Raw genomic sequence first — 14104 nt, 5'->3', positions numbered from 1 at the left:
AAAGACATCGAGGAGCGTCATGCTCGAACGCGAACGGCGCGTCAGTCCATCGCGTGATCGGCGCCGACGGGAAAATTCTCGGGGATCACGAGGCCGAGCGCCTTGACCGCCTTCAGATTGATGGTCAGCACAGCGCCGCCGCTCCTGCCAAAACGACCGTTCGCGTCTTCGCCGGAGCCTCCTGCCACAAGGCCGGTCATCGTCCCGACATCGCGAGCCGGCGCTCGCGAGGTGCCACGCGCCCCGCCTCTACGAACGATGTGCGAGCACACATCGTCGGCCCCCCCCAGTGTTCTGCCCGACGGGTCAACTTGATCGCAGCCTCAAATGATGTGGCAATACTTCGAACGTCCCGTGTCGCGTCGCGAAGGTGTCGAGGCGTCGACAATGTTGATTTGCGTCAAGGGAGCGGTCGAGGCATTGCGGGATCCTTGCGCCCTGCCGGCGCGTGCCAATCGAGCCCTTGCGATGACATTGCCAAGGACCTTGCCAAGGACCTTGCCAAGGCAGATCAGATAGGTTTTCTCGCCCCCGCCGCCACAATCCACATGGCGATAGGCTTTGGGAGTGAGCGCAGTGAGCGGTTGGACGCGTTGGGTGCCCGGGATCGACACGCTTCGCCACTACGAAGCTGATTGGCTTCGGCGCGATGTATTCGCAGGTCTCGTGCTGGCGACCATGCTCGTCCCGGTCGGAATTGCCTATTCCGCGGCGTCTGGTCTGCCGGGCATCCACGGCCTTTACGCAACGATCGTCCCTCTTCTGGCCTACGCGATGTTCGGTCCGAGCCGCATCATAGTGCTCGGGCCCGACTCGGCGCTGGCTGCGGTCATCCTCGGTGTTATTGCGCCCCTGTCCGGCGGCGATCCGGTACGCGCCGCAATGCTCGCCGCGATGATGGCGCTCGTTTCAGGAGCTGTGCTCATTGTCGCCGGCATCGCGCGATTGGGGTTTGTGACCGAGCTTCTGTCCAAGCCGATACGCTACGGCTATATGAACGGGATCGCACTGACCGTTTTGATCAGCCAGTTGCCGAAGCTGCTCGGCTTCTCGATGCAGAGTGAGGGCCCGCTGGGAGACCTGTGGGCAATCGCCGTCGGGATCAGCACTGGCAGGATCAATTGGGCCGCCTTCGCAGTCGGACTTGGCACGCTGATCGTGATCCTGCTGCTCAAGGACAGCAAGCGACTGCCGGGAATCCTGATTGCCGTCGTCGGGGCGACCCTTGTCGTCTCGCTCCTCGACCTCGGAACGGGTTATGGTGTGAAAGTTTTGGGGCCGCTTCCACAAGGCCTGCCGGCCTTCTCCATACCCTCGATCGACTATAGCGACCTGATCCCCGTGCTGGCCGGCGGGTGCGCCGTCGCTCTGGTCTCTTTCGCCGATACCAGCGTGTTGTCGCGAACCTATGCTGCTCGTCTGGGCGACAAGGTCGATCCGAACCAGGAGATGGTGGGTCTCGGCGCCGCCAACCTGGCGACCGGCTTCTTTCAAGGCTTCCCGATCAGCAGCAGTTCCTCGCGCACGCCAGTTGCCGAGGCGGCCGGTGCCCGCACCCAGCTCACATGCGTGGTAGGTGCGCTTGCCATCGCGTTCCTTCTGATGGCTGCGCCAAATCTCTTGCAGCACCTGCCAAGCTCTGCCTTGGCCGCGGTGGTGATCGCAGCCTCAATCGGCTTGATCGAGATTGGCGACCTCAAACGGATCTACCGGATCCAGCGCTGGGAGTTCTGGCTGACGGTGCTGTGCTTCGTGGGCGTGGCCGTGCTCGGGGCAATTCCGGGAATCGGCCTTGCCATCGCGGTCGCCATCGCAGAGTTCCTGTGGGACGGCTGGCGTCCGCACTCTGCGATTCTGGGGCGGGCGCAAGGCGTCAAGGGCTATCACGACATCACGAGATATCCCGATGCCCGCCTGATCCCCGGGCTCGTGCTGTTCCGCTGGGATGCGCCGCTGTTCTTCGCCAATGCCGAGTTTTTCAAGGAGCGCATTCTGGCCGCGATCGAGACATCGCCAACACCTGTGCGCTGGCTGGTCGTCGCCGCCGAACCGGTCACGAGCGTGGACGTCACCGCCTGCGACACCGTTGCCGAACTGGACGAAGCGCTCCACGCCAGGGGCATCGAACTTTGCTTTGCCGAGCTCAAGGATCCGGTGAAGGACAAGCTAAAGCGTTTTGGTTTGTATGCGCAGGTCGGCGAATCCCAGTTCTTTCCAACCATTGGCTCGGCCGTTGCCAGCTATCTCGAAATCAACAACGTGGCGTGGGAGGACTGGGAGGACCAGGTCAAGGTGGGCCGCAGCGTCGAACCGTGACTTCGGGCCAAGGCAATGTGCGACCCTGGTTCGTCTCAGGTGCGAACCTCATCCCTGGCCCGCCAGCGGAGCACATACAGCGTCAGTGCGAACACCGCGTAGATGAAGACCATCAGCGCACCTCATTGAAGCCTTCACCAGCATCCAGAGCAAAGGGTTCTCGCGGATTTCCCTGAACAGAGTCTGCATGTCGGCTCCCTTCATCGATGCGATCACGGGAAGGTCCGCTGACGCGCTACGGATCTGGCTCAATGAGAGGCTGGGAGATGCGTGCCGCCATGCGGCGAGGACATCGCGGGTGACGACAGCGTGCTAGCGCTCAGCCCCCGCTCACGACCAGCGCCTTGGTGTTTTGCCCGACGGGTCAACGTCATCGCCGCCGCGAATGTCGCCGCAACACGGTCGGAAAACCCCTTATCGATCAAGGGCATTCTACTGTGCATGGGGTTGTTTTGCGACTTTTTGGTTCGAGCCCCGGAAAAAATTGCGAGAGGTCCTCACCCCGCCTGCAGGGTCTCGGCAATCGCCGCCCCCGCCGCGATCGTGCCGAGCCTGCCGCCGACGTCGCGCGTCGCCCTGCCCTCGCGAAGCGCCTTCGCCACCGCCGCCTCGATCGCACGCGCCGCCTCCTCGTAGCGGACAGCGCCGGTCTTCTCTCCGTGCCAGGCGAGCAGCAGCGCAGTCGACAGGATCAGCGACACCGGATTGGCGACGTCCTGCCCTGCGATGTCAGGCGCCGAGCCGTGCGCGGCCTGCGCCATCGCGTAGCGGTCGCCGACATTGAGCGAGCCGCCGAGGCCGAGGCTGCCTGACAGCTCCGCGGTGAGATCGGACAGGATGTCGCCGAACATGTTGGTGGCGACGATGACGTCGAACCGGTCGGGGTTGCGCACCACATGCGCCATCATGGCATCAACGAGGATGTCGTCGACCGCGAGGCCGGGATAATCCCTCGCCGCCGCGCGGCAGATGTCGAGGAACATGCCGTCGCCGAGCTTGAGGACATTGGCCTTGTGCACGATGGTGAGGTGCCTGCGCCGCTTCATCGCCAGCCGGCAGGCAGCGTGCGCGATGCGCTCGCAGCACAGCCGCGTGATCCGTCGCAGCGAGATCACGACATCGGGCGTGACCAGCATTTCGCCATTGCCCTGCTCGAGGTTGCGGTCGGCGTAGAAGCCCTCGGTGTTCTCGCGCACCACGACGAGGTCGAAGTCACTGATGCGGCCGGGCTTCCCCGCATAGGTGCGCGCGGGCCGGACATTGGCGTAGAGGTCGAGGTTCTTGCGGAAGTGGCGCGAGGGGTTGATCTCGCCATGTGCCTCGTCCTTGAAGTCGAAGGTCGCGGTCGGCCCCAGGATCAGGCCGTCGGCGGCACGGACGATATCGAGCAGATCGGGCCGTACGGTGGTGCCTGACAGCTTCAGGCTGGCATGCCCGACCGCATGCTCCTCCAGCCGCAGATTGAGCTGGAAGCGCTCGGAGGCCGCGCGCAGCACGCCCGTGGTCGCGGTCGTGATCTCGGGTCCGATGCCGTCACCCGGCAGAACGACGATTTGCATGGCGATCCCCTGAATTTGCCGTCGTGCCGCGATCATATGCCGGCACGCGGCCACATCGCCTTACCTTCGCGCATACACAGCATGCAAGCATGCGCCTGTGGAAGGCGGTCCCACCGTAGTACATGCCGAATGTCCCTTTTGAGCCGCGCCGCCGGAGCCACGCGTCCACGCAATGACAATCACGTTACCCTCCGCCGCACGCGAGCCCGACCATCCTGTCGCCGATGGACTTCCGGCGGCCCAGCGCCGCTGGGCGATCGCGGCGATCTTCACCGCGCTGGCGATGGCCTCGCTCGACACCGCGATCGCCAACATCGCGCTGCCCGCCATTGCCGCCGATCTGCATGTCTCGCCGGAGCAGTCGGTGTGGGTCGTCAACGTCTACCAGATCGCGCTGGTGGCGACGCTGCTGCCGCTCGGAGCGCTCGGCGAGATCGTCGGGCACCAGCGCATCTATCTCGGCGGCCTGATCCTGTTCACCATCGCATCGCTGCTCTGCGCGGTCGCGTGGTCGCTGGACAGCCTCCTCGTCGCGCGCACGCTGCAGGGCCTCGGCGCCAGCGGCATCATGAGCGTCAACACCGCGCTGGTGCGCTTCGTCTATCCCGGCAGGATGCTCGGCCGCGGCTTCGGCCACAACGCGCTGGTGGTCGCGACCGCGTTCACGTTCGGACCTTCGGTCGCCTCCGCCATTCTCGCGCTCGGCCCGTGGCCGTGGCTGTTCGCCGTCAACATTCCGTTCGGCCTCGTCGCCACCGGCATCGGCTTTGCGATGCTGCCGAAGACGCCGCGGGCCGATCACGGTTTCGATTTTCTCGGCGCGCTCCTGGCGTCGGCCTGCCTCGGCCTGTTCATCACCGGCATCGGCAGCGCCGCGCACAATCTGTCGCCAATTGTCGTCGGCATCGAGCTGATCGCGGCGCTCGCGCTCGGCTTCGTCCTGACCCGTCGGCACGCCGATCATCCCGCGCCGATGCTGCCGATCGACCTGTTCGCGCGGCCGATGTTCGCGCTGTCGGCGGCGACGGCCGTCTGCTCCTTCGCCGTGCAGGGCCTCGCCTTCGTCTCGCTGCCATTCTATTTCGAGGACGTGCTGGGGCGCTCGCAGGTCGAGACCGGCTTCTTCATGACGCCTTGGCCGCTGGTGGTCGGCATCATGGCGCCGATCGCCGGCCGCCTCTCCGACCGCCACGCGGTCGGCCTGCTCGGCGGCATCGGTCTCGTGCTGCTCGGCCTCGGCATGGCGCTGCTCGCGATGCTGCCGTCCAATCCGGCCATTCCTGATATCATCTGGCGAATGGTGATCTGCGGCATGGGCTTCGGCTTCTTCCAGGCGCCGAACATGAAGGCGGTGATGTCGAGCGCACCGCCGCATCGCAGCGGCAGCGCCTCCGGCATCGTCGCCACCGCGCGCCTGACCGGGCAGACGACCGGAGCGGCGCTCGCCGCAGCCTGCTTTGCACTCGCCGGTCACGAGGGTGCGACGCTGGCACTGGCCCTCGGCGCCGGCTTTGCCGCGCTCGGCAGCGTGATGAGCTTCCTGCGGCTGGCGGTGAAGTAACCCCCTCAGGCCAGATGTCTGGCCGCCGTGACGTCGATGCTCGCAGCGAGCATGGTCGGCGCGTCATCGAGCTCGGCGAGGCGCGCGTCGATGGCGTCGATGACCTTGCGCGAGAACGGCCCGAGATGCGCATAGGCCGCGATCATCTGCACCGCGATGCGCGCCGACGAGGTATCGCGCTTGGCGCAGTTCATGAAAGTCTGCCACAGCGGTCCGCGTGCCTCGGGGATCGCGGTGATCACGCGATGCACGGTCTCCATCGCTCCGACCCGCGACCGGATGTCGCCCTCCGCAAGCTCGTGACGCTGCCGCGAACGGTCGAGCAGCGTCATCAGCTTGTCCACGCGTCCCGCATAAGCGGCCGGGCTATAAATGCGCTCCAGCACGGTCCTGTAGTCCATCAAGATATCCCGCAACGGCCGCACCGGATCGAAATTGATGCCGCTGGTGCACTGGTCGCCCCCCTTCGTCGATGCCAGATCATGGTCGGCATGCAGCCGTCCCTCCTTCTCCAGCCGCCGCGTCAGCTGCGTGTTCGGCAACGCATAGAGCAGCCCGACCATCGCGACCGGGATGGCGGCTTCCTCGATGAAATCGACCATGGCGTCCGCCATCGAGACCTTCTCATTGTCGAAGCCGACAATGAAGCCGGCAGTGACCAGCATGCCGGCCGCATAGATCTTGTGGATGCTCTCGGCGATGTTGCGCCGCGTGTTCTGCTTCTTCCGCATCGCGACCAGCGTCGCAGGATCCGGGCTTTCGATGCCGACGAAGATGCCGAAGAAATTGGCGGCCCCCATCATCTCCAATAGCTCGGGATCGTCGGCGAGATTGACCGACGCTTCGGTCGACAATTCGAAGGGATAATTGTGGGCGCGCTGCCACTCGGCGAGCTGGGGCAGGAACTGGCGCAGCGACTTCTTGTTGCCGATGAAATTGTCGTCGACGAAATCGAGATGGCCGCGATAGCCCATCTTGTAGAGCGTCTCGAGCTCGACGAACATCTGCTCGGCCGTCTTGGTCCTGGGCACGCGGCCGTAGAGCTCGATGATGTCGCAGAACTCGCAGGTGAACGGACAGCCGCGCGAATATTGCACACCGAGATAGAGATAGTCCTCGAACTTCAAGAGGTCGAAACGCGGCACCGGCGTCCTGGTGACGTCGGCCTGGAACTTCGGCGCGGTGAAGACGCCGGACCGCTTTCCGCCCTCCCAGGCCGCGATGAAGTCGTCGATCACACTCTCGGCCTCGCCGAGCACCTGGAAGTCGGCCTTCTCGTAGATATGCGGGCTCGAGGTCGGATCGGGACCGCCGACGACGACCGGCTTGCCCGCCGCGCGGCACGTGTCGATCAGGCGCAGCGTGTCGGCTTGCTGCGGCAACATGCCGCCGGTGAAGACGACGTCGGACCAGGCGAGATCGTCGTCACCGAAGGCCTGCGTATTGCAGTCGATCAGCCGGACGATCCAGCTCGAAGGCAGCATCGCAGCGACCGTGATCAGGCCGAGCGGAGCCGCAGGCCGCCGAACGCCCATCAGCTTGCAGGATTCGCCGAAGCTCCAGAACGATTCCGCCGTGAACAGCGGATAGAGCATCAGCACGTTGCAGGGGCTCGGCACCATCATGGAACTCCTCGAGGCGTCGCCCCAGTGTAGCAAAGCATCGCCGCGTTGCATCCCGACAATGGTGGCAAACCTCCCGATCGATGCGCCCGGAACAATCGGGGCGTCGTCCCAGACCGCATCCTGGCGGCGAGAGAGGACCCTTGTCTGCGCCGGGCACGTCTCGGCCGTGACACCGCTCGGCCCGTTATCTTCCCATGCCGTGAAATTTTCCGGCAGCCACCCCTCGCACTGTTGATTTGAACAGTTCCAATTTGCCGGACACATTGCGCCCCGGAGTTCAATCGGTGGATTGGGCCAATCAGGGGACTGCGATGGCAAACCTAACAATCAACGGAAAAACCTTCACGCTCGACGTCGAGCCGGATACGCCGCTGCTCTGGGCGATCCGCGAGAATGCCGGCCTGACCGGCACCAAATACGGTTGCGGCATTGCACAATGCGGCGCCTGCACCGTCCACATCGAAGGCGTCGCGACCCGCTCCTGCGGCGTCTCGGTCAGCGAAGCCGAGGGCAAGAAGATCACCACGATCGAGGGACTTTCCTCGGGCGACACGCTGCACAAGGTGCAGGAGGCCTGGATCGCCCAGGACGTACCGCAATGCGGCTATTGCCAGAGCGGCATGATCATGGCGGTGGCGGCGCTGCTGAGCGAGAAGCCGAAACCGACCGACGCCGACATCGACGAAGCCATCACCAACATCTGCCGCTGCGGCACCTTCCAGCAGGTGCGCGAAGCGATCCACACGATCGCAAGCGCTTAAGGGAGCCGCCCCATGAACAAGCATGTTTCTCCCAAGATGAACCGCCGCGCCTTCGTCATCGGCAGCGCCACGCTGGGCGCCGGCCTTGCCATCGGCCTCGACCTCCCCTTCGGCGGCCCCGCATTGGTCCGCGCCGCCGACGGATCGCCCGAGATCGGCGCATGGGTCGTGATCAGGCCCGACGACACCGTGGTGATCCGCATCGCCCGCTCCGAGATGGGCCAGGGCTCGCTGACGGGCCTTGCCCAGCTCGTCGCCGAGGAGCTCGAATGCGACTGGACCAAGGTCACGACCGAATATCCGACACCCGGCCAGAGCGTCGCCCGCAAGCGTGTCTGGGGCGATTTCTCCACCGGCGGCAGCCGCGGCATCCGCTCCTCGCAGGACTACGTCCGCAAGGGCGGCGCAACCGCGCGCGTGATGCTGATCCAGGCCGCCGCCGACACATGGAAGGTGCCGGCCTCCGAATGCGCGGCCGAGAACAGCGTCATCACCCATAAGCCCTCGGGCCGGACCACGACCTACGGCAAGGTCGCGGAAGCCGCGGCAAAGCTGACGCCGCCGGCGGACGTCAAGCTGAAGGACCCGAAGGACTGGAAGCTGATCGGCAAGGGCGTGAAGCGCCTTGACACCGTCGACAAGACCAACGGCGCCATGATCTACGGCGTCGACGTCAAGCTGCCGGGCATGCTGAATGCCGCGATCAAGGATTGCCCGGTGTTCGGCGGCAAGCTGAAGAGCTTTGACGAAGCCAAGATCGCCGGCATGAAAGGCGTCAAGAAGGTCGTCAAGGTCGGCGATACCGCGGTCGCGGTCGTTGCCGACACCTGGTGGCACGCCAAGACTGCTCTGGACGCATTGCCGATCGTCTGGGACGAGGGCGACAACGCAAAGGTCTCCAGCGCATCGATTGCGAAGTGGTTGGCCGAAGGCCTCGACAACGACCAGCCGGCCTATGTCGGCAACAAGAACGGCGACGCCAAGGCGGCGATAGCGAGTGCGGCGAAGAAGGTCGAAGCCGTCTACTCCTATCCCTACCAGAACCACGCCACGATGGAGCCGATGAACGCCACCGCGCTCTACACCGCGGACAAATGCGAGGTCTGGTGCGGCACGCAGAATGGCGAAGCGGCGTTCGCCGCGGTGCTGGAGGCCTCAGGCCTGCCGGCCGACAAGTGCGACGTCCAAAAGGTGATGTTAGGTGGGGGCTTCGGCCGGCGCGGCCAGACCGACTATGTCCGCCAGGCCGTGATGATCGCCAAGCAGATGCCGGGCACGCCGATCAAGCTGTTGTGGTCGCGTGAAGAGGACATGGCGCACGGCCGGTATCACCCGATCACCCAGTGCAAGATGACCGGCGCATTCGATGCCAACAACAATCTGGTCGCGCTGCACTACCGCCTGTCCGGGCAGTCGATCCTGTTCTCGCTGCGCCCCGAAGCGCTGCAGAACGGCATGGACCCGGCGGCCTTCCAGGGCGTCGCCCAGTCCGGCGAGGCCGCGTTCGGCTATTCGGTGCCGAACCTGTTGATCGAGCATGCAATGCGCAACCCGCACGTTCCGCCGGGATTCTGGCGCGGCGTCAACGTCAATCACAACGCGATCTACATGGAATGCTTCATGGACGAGCTGGCCCAGGCCGCAGGCCAGGACCCGCTCGAATTCCGCCGCAAGCTGATGGGCAACCATCCCAAGCATCTGGCTGTGCTCAATGCGGTCGCCGAGAAGATCGGCTGGGACCAGCCGGCGCCGCAGGGCGTCTATCGCGGCATCGCCCAGGTCATGGGCTATGGCAGCTACGTTGCCGGCGCCGCCGAGATCTCGGTGACCGACGGCAGCAAGATCAAGGTGCATCGCATCGTCGCCTCCACCGATCCCGGCTACGTCGTCAATCCGGCGCAGGTGGAGCGGCAGATCGCCGGCTCCTTCGTCTACGGCCTCTCCGCGCTATTCTATGGCGGCTGCACCGTCAAGGACGGCAAGATCGAGCAAACCAACTTCGACACCTACAATTCGATGCGCATCGGCGAGATGCCGAAGGTGGAATCGGTGATGGTGCCGAGCGGCGGGTTCTGGGGCGGTGTCGGCGAGCCCACCATCGGCGTCGCGGCGCCGGCGGTGCTCAATGCGTATTTCGCCGCGACCGGCAAACGCATCCGCTCGGTGCCGCTGCGCGACCAGAACATCACCTTCGCCTGAGAAACGCCGCGGCGGCCACGACGGCCGCCGCGGCACACTTTTTCGGACAGGACTCATGAATGTGCCGGTGACACGGCGGACTGCCGTTCTCGGCATCACCGCCGCGGCCACATCGCTCGCCACACCTTCGATCCTGCGTGCGCAATCGGCAGGCCGCATCGTCGTGATCGGCGGCGGCTTCGGCGGCGCGGCCTGCGCGCGTGCGCTGAAGCGCGCCGACGCGAAACTGCAGGTTACGCTGATCGAGCCGAACAAGATCTTCACCTCCTGCCCGTTCAGCAACGAGGTGATCGCTGGCCTGCGCGAGATGGAGACGCAACATTTCGGCTATGACAAGCTCGCCGCCGACGGCATCGCCGTGATCGGCCAGGCGGCCGCGAAGATCGAGCCGCAGCAGCGAAGCGTCACGACGACCGATGGCACAGTGTTGACCTATGATCGTCTCGTGCTCTCGCCCGGCATCGACTTCCATGGCGAAGCCCTGCCCGGCTACGACGACGCCGCATCGGAGAAGATGCCGCACGCCTGGAGGGCCGGCGCGCAGACATTGCTGCTGCGCAGGCAGCTGGAGGCGATGGCCGATGGCGGCACGGTCGTCATTGCAATCCCGGCCAATCCCTCGCGCTGCCCGCCGGCGCCTTACGAGCGCGCCAGCCTGATTGCGCATTACCTGAAGACGAAGAAGCCGCGCTCGAAAGTTCTGATCCTCGACGCCAAGGACAATTTCTCCCAGCAGCGGCTGTTCGAGAAAGCATGGAAGGAGCTGTACGGCGACATGATCGAGCGGATCGGCTTGTCGCAAGGCGGCCGCGTCACCTCGGTCGATCCGGCGACCATGACTATCGTCACCGAGTTCGGCAACTACACGCCCGATGTCGCCAACGTCATCCCGCCGCAACGCGCAGGCCGCATCGCCGAAATCGCGGGCGCTGCGGACGCAACCGGCTGGTGTCCGATCGACCCCATGAGCTTCGAATCGAAACGGGTCAGGAACGTCCATGTCATCGGCGATGCCTGCCTCGGCGGCGGGATTCCCAAATCGGCGTCGGCCGCAAGCGCGCAAGGCAAGGCCTGCGCCGCCGCGATCGTCGCTTTGCTCGCCGGCCGCACGCCGGAGCCGCCGCGACTGACCGGCGTCTGCTACAACACCGTCGCGCCCGACTACGGCTTCTCGCTCGCGGGCAATTACCAGCCCAAGGGCGACATCTTCGCCGAAGTCGAGGGCGGCGCGACGAGCCCGGTCGATGCGCCGCGCGAGTTGCGGGCCCGCGAGGCGGCGGAGGCGGAGCGCTGGTTTCAGACCATCACGACGGATACTTTCGGCTGATGCGATGATGGGACGAGCCTATTGCCACGACCACAGTGCGCCCCCTCCCCCGCCTTCGGGGAAGGGTCGGGGAGAGGGTGTCTCCACTCGCGAGCCCCCCCAAGAGGGAAGAGCCCTCACCCTCGCCTTCGGCTCGACCTCTCCCGCTGGCGGGAGAGATAAGAGGACTCCGCGGCGCCGCCGCACATCCCGTTCGACAGCTGCGATTGCAACATTCATCGTGGTGAGCCTCGCCTTCGCCTCGCCCACCAAGGCGGACGAACTCGTCGCCTACAACATCGTCGGCGACGGCATCCCGCAATCACTCACGGGCTCGCCCGGGGACGTGGCGCGCGGCCGCGCGCTGGTGCTGGCGCGCACCACGACCTGCATCCTCTGCCATTCCGGCCCGTTCCCGGAAACGCGATTCCAGGGCGACCTCGCACCCGACCTCACCGGCGCCGGGAACCGGTGGACGACGAGCCAGTTGCGGCTTCGACTGGTCGATGCGTCGCGATTCAACGCCCAGACCATCATGCCGTCCTATTATCGCAGCGACGGCCTCGTGCGGGTGGGCCGCAACTTCGCCGGCAAGCCGATCTTGTCGGCTGCGGAGATCGAGGACATCGTGGCCTTTCTTGCAACGCTTCGGGACTAGCTTCATGCCAACCACGCGACGACAATTCTTGAACCTTGCCGGAGGCGTGACAGTCGTCGGGGCGATCCCCATCGTCACCCTGCGTCCACTTCGAGCAACGCCCGCGATGCTCAACACCGCGGTCCGCAACGTCGTCGGCGAAGCTCAGATCCGCACGGGCAAGGTGAAGCTCGACATTCCGCCGCTGGTCGAGAACGGCAATACCGTGCCGATGACGGTAACCGTCGCAAGCCCGATGACGGCTGACGACCACGTCAAGAGCATCCACGTCTTCAATGAGAAGAACCCGCAACCGAACATCGGCAATTTCTATCTCAACCCCGCCTCCGGCCGCGCCCAGATCTCGACCCGGATCCGCCTTGCCGACACCCAGAAGGTAATCGCGATCGCGCGCCTGTCCGACGACACGTTCTGGCAGGTCGCCGCGGACGTGGTCGTGACATTGGCCGCCTGCACCGAGGAGATGAACTGATGGCCGCACTCGTCAACGTTCCCGCCAGGGCCAAACGCGGCGATGTCATCGAGATCCGGACGCTGACCTCGCACATCATGGAAACGGGCTTCCGTCACACTGCCGACGGCAAGCTGGTGCCGCGCGACATCATCACGGGCTTCACCTGCCGCTACAACGGCGCGGAGATCTTTCGTGCCGATCTCTTTCCCGCGATCGCTGCCAATCCCTACCTGTCGTTCTTCACAATCGCCAAGGAGAGCGGCAAGTTCGAGTTCGAGTGGATCGGCGACAACGGCTATTCGTCCACCGCATCGGCATCGATCACCGTCGAATGACCATTTGGCGCGCGATAGCGGCGGCGGCACTGTTCGCCACGGCCCCGGCCCTGCTCGCCGGCGAAATTCCGCCCGATGCGCGCCGGTCAGGCTATTCCTTCATGGGGCCAGAGACGCGCACCATGCAGGACGACGACACCTCCAATCCCGGCATGCTGTTCGTGCTCGACGGCGAGCAGCTGTGGGGCAAGCAGTCCGGCAGCGCGGAGAAAGCCTGCGCGGATTGTCATGGCGATGCGCGCAACAGCATGAAGGGCGTCGCCGCACGCTACCCGGCCTTCGACAAGGCGGTGGGGCGCCCGGTCACGCTCGACCAGCGCATCAATCTCTGCCGGGCCAATCATCAGCAGGCAGCGCCGCTGCCCTATGAGAGCCGCGACCTGCTGGCGCTGTCCGCTTTCGTCGCCCATCAATCGCGCGGCGTCGCGATCACCGCCGGCGACGATCCGCAGGTAAAGTCCTTCGTGGATCAGGGCCGCGACCTCTTCATGCAGCGGAAGGGCCAGCTCAACCTCGCCTGCACCAATTGCCACGACGACAATTTCGACAGACGCCTCGCGGGCGCGCCGATCACGCAAGGACAGCCCACCGGCTATCCGCTCTACCGCCTGGAATGGCAGACGCTGGGTTCGCTGGAGCGGCGCCTGCGCAGCTGCATGAGTGGCGTCCGCGCCCAGGCCTATGATTACGGCTCACCCGAGCTGGTCGCGCTCGAGCTCTATCTGATGTCGCGGGCGCGGGGCCTGGCGATGGAGACGCCGGCCGTCCGGCCCTGAGACTAGTGCTTCGAGGCTTCTGCTTGCGGCGGAGCAGCTTGCGCCGCAGCGGCGGGTGTCGCGACCGACAGTCCATGGAGCCTCCAACTGCCGCCGACATTTTGAAACACCAGATCGAAATCGATCTGCAACGGCCTCGTTGGAATGGTGCCGCTGAGCCGCAGCATGCCGCGGGCATTCACATTGGGTGGCATCGACAATCGCGGGGCGAGAAGTGCTGCGCCAAACAGGTCGAACCTGCGGGCGCGCAGGTCGGAGAACGCAAGTGCGAGATCGGCGGCACTGTTCCGGGCCTGGAATTCGGGTGCGGCAAGGTCGCGCAACACCGAATAATTGCCGGAGCGATTCGCGTCATTCAGGCTCATGAGCGAGGAGCGGATGAGATAGAGCGCCTGCTCGATGGTGACCTGCGGACCGCCCTGTCCTGTGGAGCCTGCCGCCGGCTGAACCGCCCAACGATCGGCGAAGCCGGAAGACGATTGCGTCTCTGCTCGCAGGGGCGCGCACGCAACCATGAGGATCAGGCATGCGGCCAATCGTGGGGATACGACCAT

Annotated in this window: 13 protein-coding genes; 9 read left to right on the top strand and 4 right to left on the bottom strand. The window is 65.2% G+C overall.

Annotated elements, in window-relative coordinates; all coding sequences use genetic code 11:
* Window positions 1-41: 41 nt before the first annotated feature.
* A complete protein-coding gene (locus tag TSA1_RS39275; protein WP_161497193.1) occupies window positions 42-200 on the bottom strand; it encodes a hypothetical protein in 159 nt (52 codons plus the stop codon).
* Window positions 201-576: 376 nt separating this feature from the next.
* Here TSA1_RS39275 and TSA1_RS07665 point away from each other — a divergent pair, with 376 nt between their 5' ends.
* Window positions 577-2316: a SulP family inorganic anion transporter gene (locus TSA1_RS07665; RefSeq protein WP_100175821.1), complete on the top strand. Its 1740-nt coding sequence runs from the start codon at window positions 577-579 to the stop codon at window positions 2314-2316.
* Between the two features lie 497 nt (window positions 2317-2813).
* On the opposite strand, the gene TSA1_RS07660 is transcribed toward TSA1_RS07665, so the two are convergent.
* A complete protein-coding gene (locus TSA1_RS07660) occupies window positions 2814-3875 on the bottom strand; it encodes an isocitrate/isopropylmalate dehydrogenase family protein (protein WP_174718804.1) in 1062 nt (353 codons plus the stop codon).
* Window positions 3876-4047: 172 nt separating this feature from the next.
* Here TSA1_RS07660 and TSA1_RS07655 point away from each other — a divergent pair, with 172 nt between their 5' ends.
* Window positions 4048-5436 carry an MFS transporter gene (locus tag TSA1_RS07655; RefSeq protein WP_100175819.1) on the top strand — a complete coding sequence of 463 codons (1389 nt, stop codon included), beginning with the start codon at window positions 4048-4050 and terminating at the stop codon, window positions 5434-5436.
* 5 nt (window positions 5437-5441) lie between these two features.
* Here TSA1_RS07655 and TSA1_RS07650 read toward each other — a convergent pair whose 3' ends face one another.
* On the bottom strand, window positions 5442-7061 hold the full coding sequence (locus tag TSA1_RS07650; protein WP_100175818.1) for a B12-binding domain-containing radical SAM protein: 1620 nt from the start codon (window positions 7059-7061) through the stop codon (window positions 5442-5444).
* A gap of 311 nt (window positions 7062-7372) precedes the next feature.
* Between TSA1_RS07650 and TSA1_RS07645 the strand changes: the two genes are divergently transcribed.
* From TSA1_RS07645 to soxA, 7 genes are all read left to right on the top strand, one after another.
* Entirely contained in the window at window positions 7373-7822 is a 450-nt protein-coding gene (locus TSA1_RS07645; protein ID WP_174718803.1) for a (2Fe-2S)-binding protein, read from the top strand.
* A 12-nt stretch (window positions 7823-7834) separates the two neighbouring features.
* Window positions 7835-10021 carry a xanthine dehydrogenase family protein molybdopterin-binding subunit gene (locus TSA1_RS07640; protein WP_100175816.1) on the top strand — a complete coding sequence of 729 codons (2187 nt, stop codon included), beginning with the start codon at window positions 7835-7837 and terminating at the stop codon, window positions 10019-10021.
* Window positions 10022-10076: 55 nt separating this feature from the next.
* On the top strand, window positions 10077-11348 hold the full coding sequence (locus tag TSA1_RS07635; protein ID WP_100175815.1) for an NAD(P)/FAD-dependent oxidoreductase: 1272 nt from the start codon (window positions 10077-10079) through the stop codon (window positions 11346-11348).
* A 220-nt stretch (window positions 11349-11568) separates the two neighbouring features.
* The gene (gene soxX / locus TSA1_RS07630; protein WP_245448148.1) at window positions 11569-11985 is read left to right on the top strand and encodes a sulfur oxidation c-type cytochrome SoxX; all 417 of its coding nucleotides are present in this window, start codon (window positions 11569-11571) and stop codon (window positions 11983-11985) included.
* A gap of 4 nt (window positions 11986-11989) precedes the next feature.
* Entirely contained in the window at window positions 11990-12457 is a 468-nt protein-coding gene (locus TSA1_RS07625) for a SoxY-related AACIE arm protein (protein ID WP_100175814.1), read from the top strand.
* The gene (gene soxZ / locus TSA1_RS07620; RefSeq protein WP_100175813.1) at window positions 12457-12774 is read left to right on the top strand and encodes a thiosulfate oxidation carrier complex protein SoxZ; all 318 of its coding nucleotides are present in this window, start codon (window positions 12457-12459) and stop codon (window positions 12772-12774) included. The genes TSA1_RS07625 and soxZ overlap by 1 nt, the downstream gene beginning before the upstream one ends.
* Window positions 12771-13550, top strand: coding sequence for a sulfur oxidation c-type cytochrome SoxA (gene soxA / locus TSA1_RS07615; RefSeq protein ID WP_174718802.1), 780 nt, complete (start codon window positions 12771-12773; stop codon window positions 13548-13550). The genes soxZ and soxA overlap by 4 nt, the downstream gene beginning before the upstream one ends.
* 2 nt (window positions 13551-13552) lie before the next feature.
* Here the strand turns inward: soxA and TSA1_RS07610 are convergent, their stop codons facing one another.
* Window positions 13553-14104, bottom strand: coding sequence for a hypothetical protein (locus TSA1_RS07610; RefSeq protein WP_245448146.1), 552 nt, complete (start codon window positions 14102-14104; stop codon window positions 13553-13555).

The organism is Bradyrhizobium nitroreducens (genome assembly GCF_002776695.1).
In the GTDB taxonomy this organism is placed as follows: domain Bacteria; phylum Pseudomonadota; class Alphaproteobacteria; order Rhizobiales; family Xanthobacteraceae; genus Bradyrhizobium; species Bradyrhizobium nitroreducens.
Note: the sequence above shows the minus strand (reverse complement) of the source record. Positions and strands in the feature narration are given on the sequence as shown.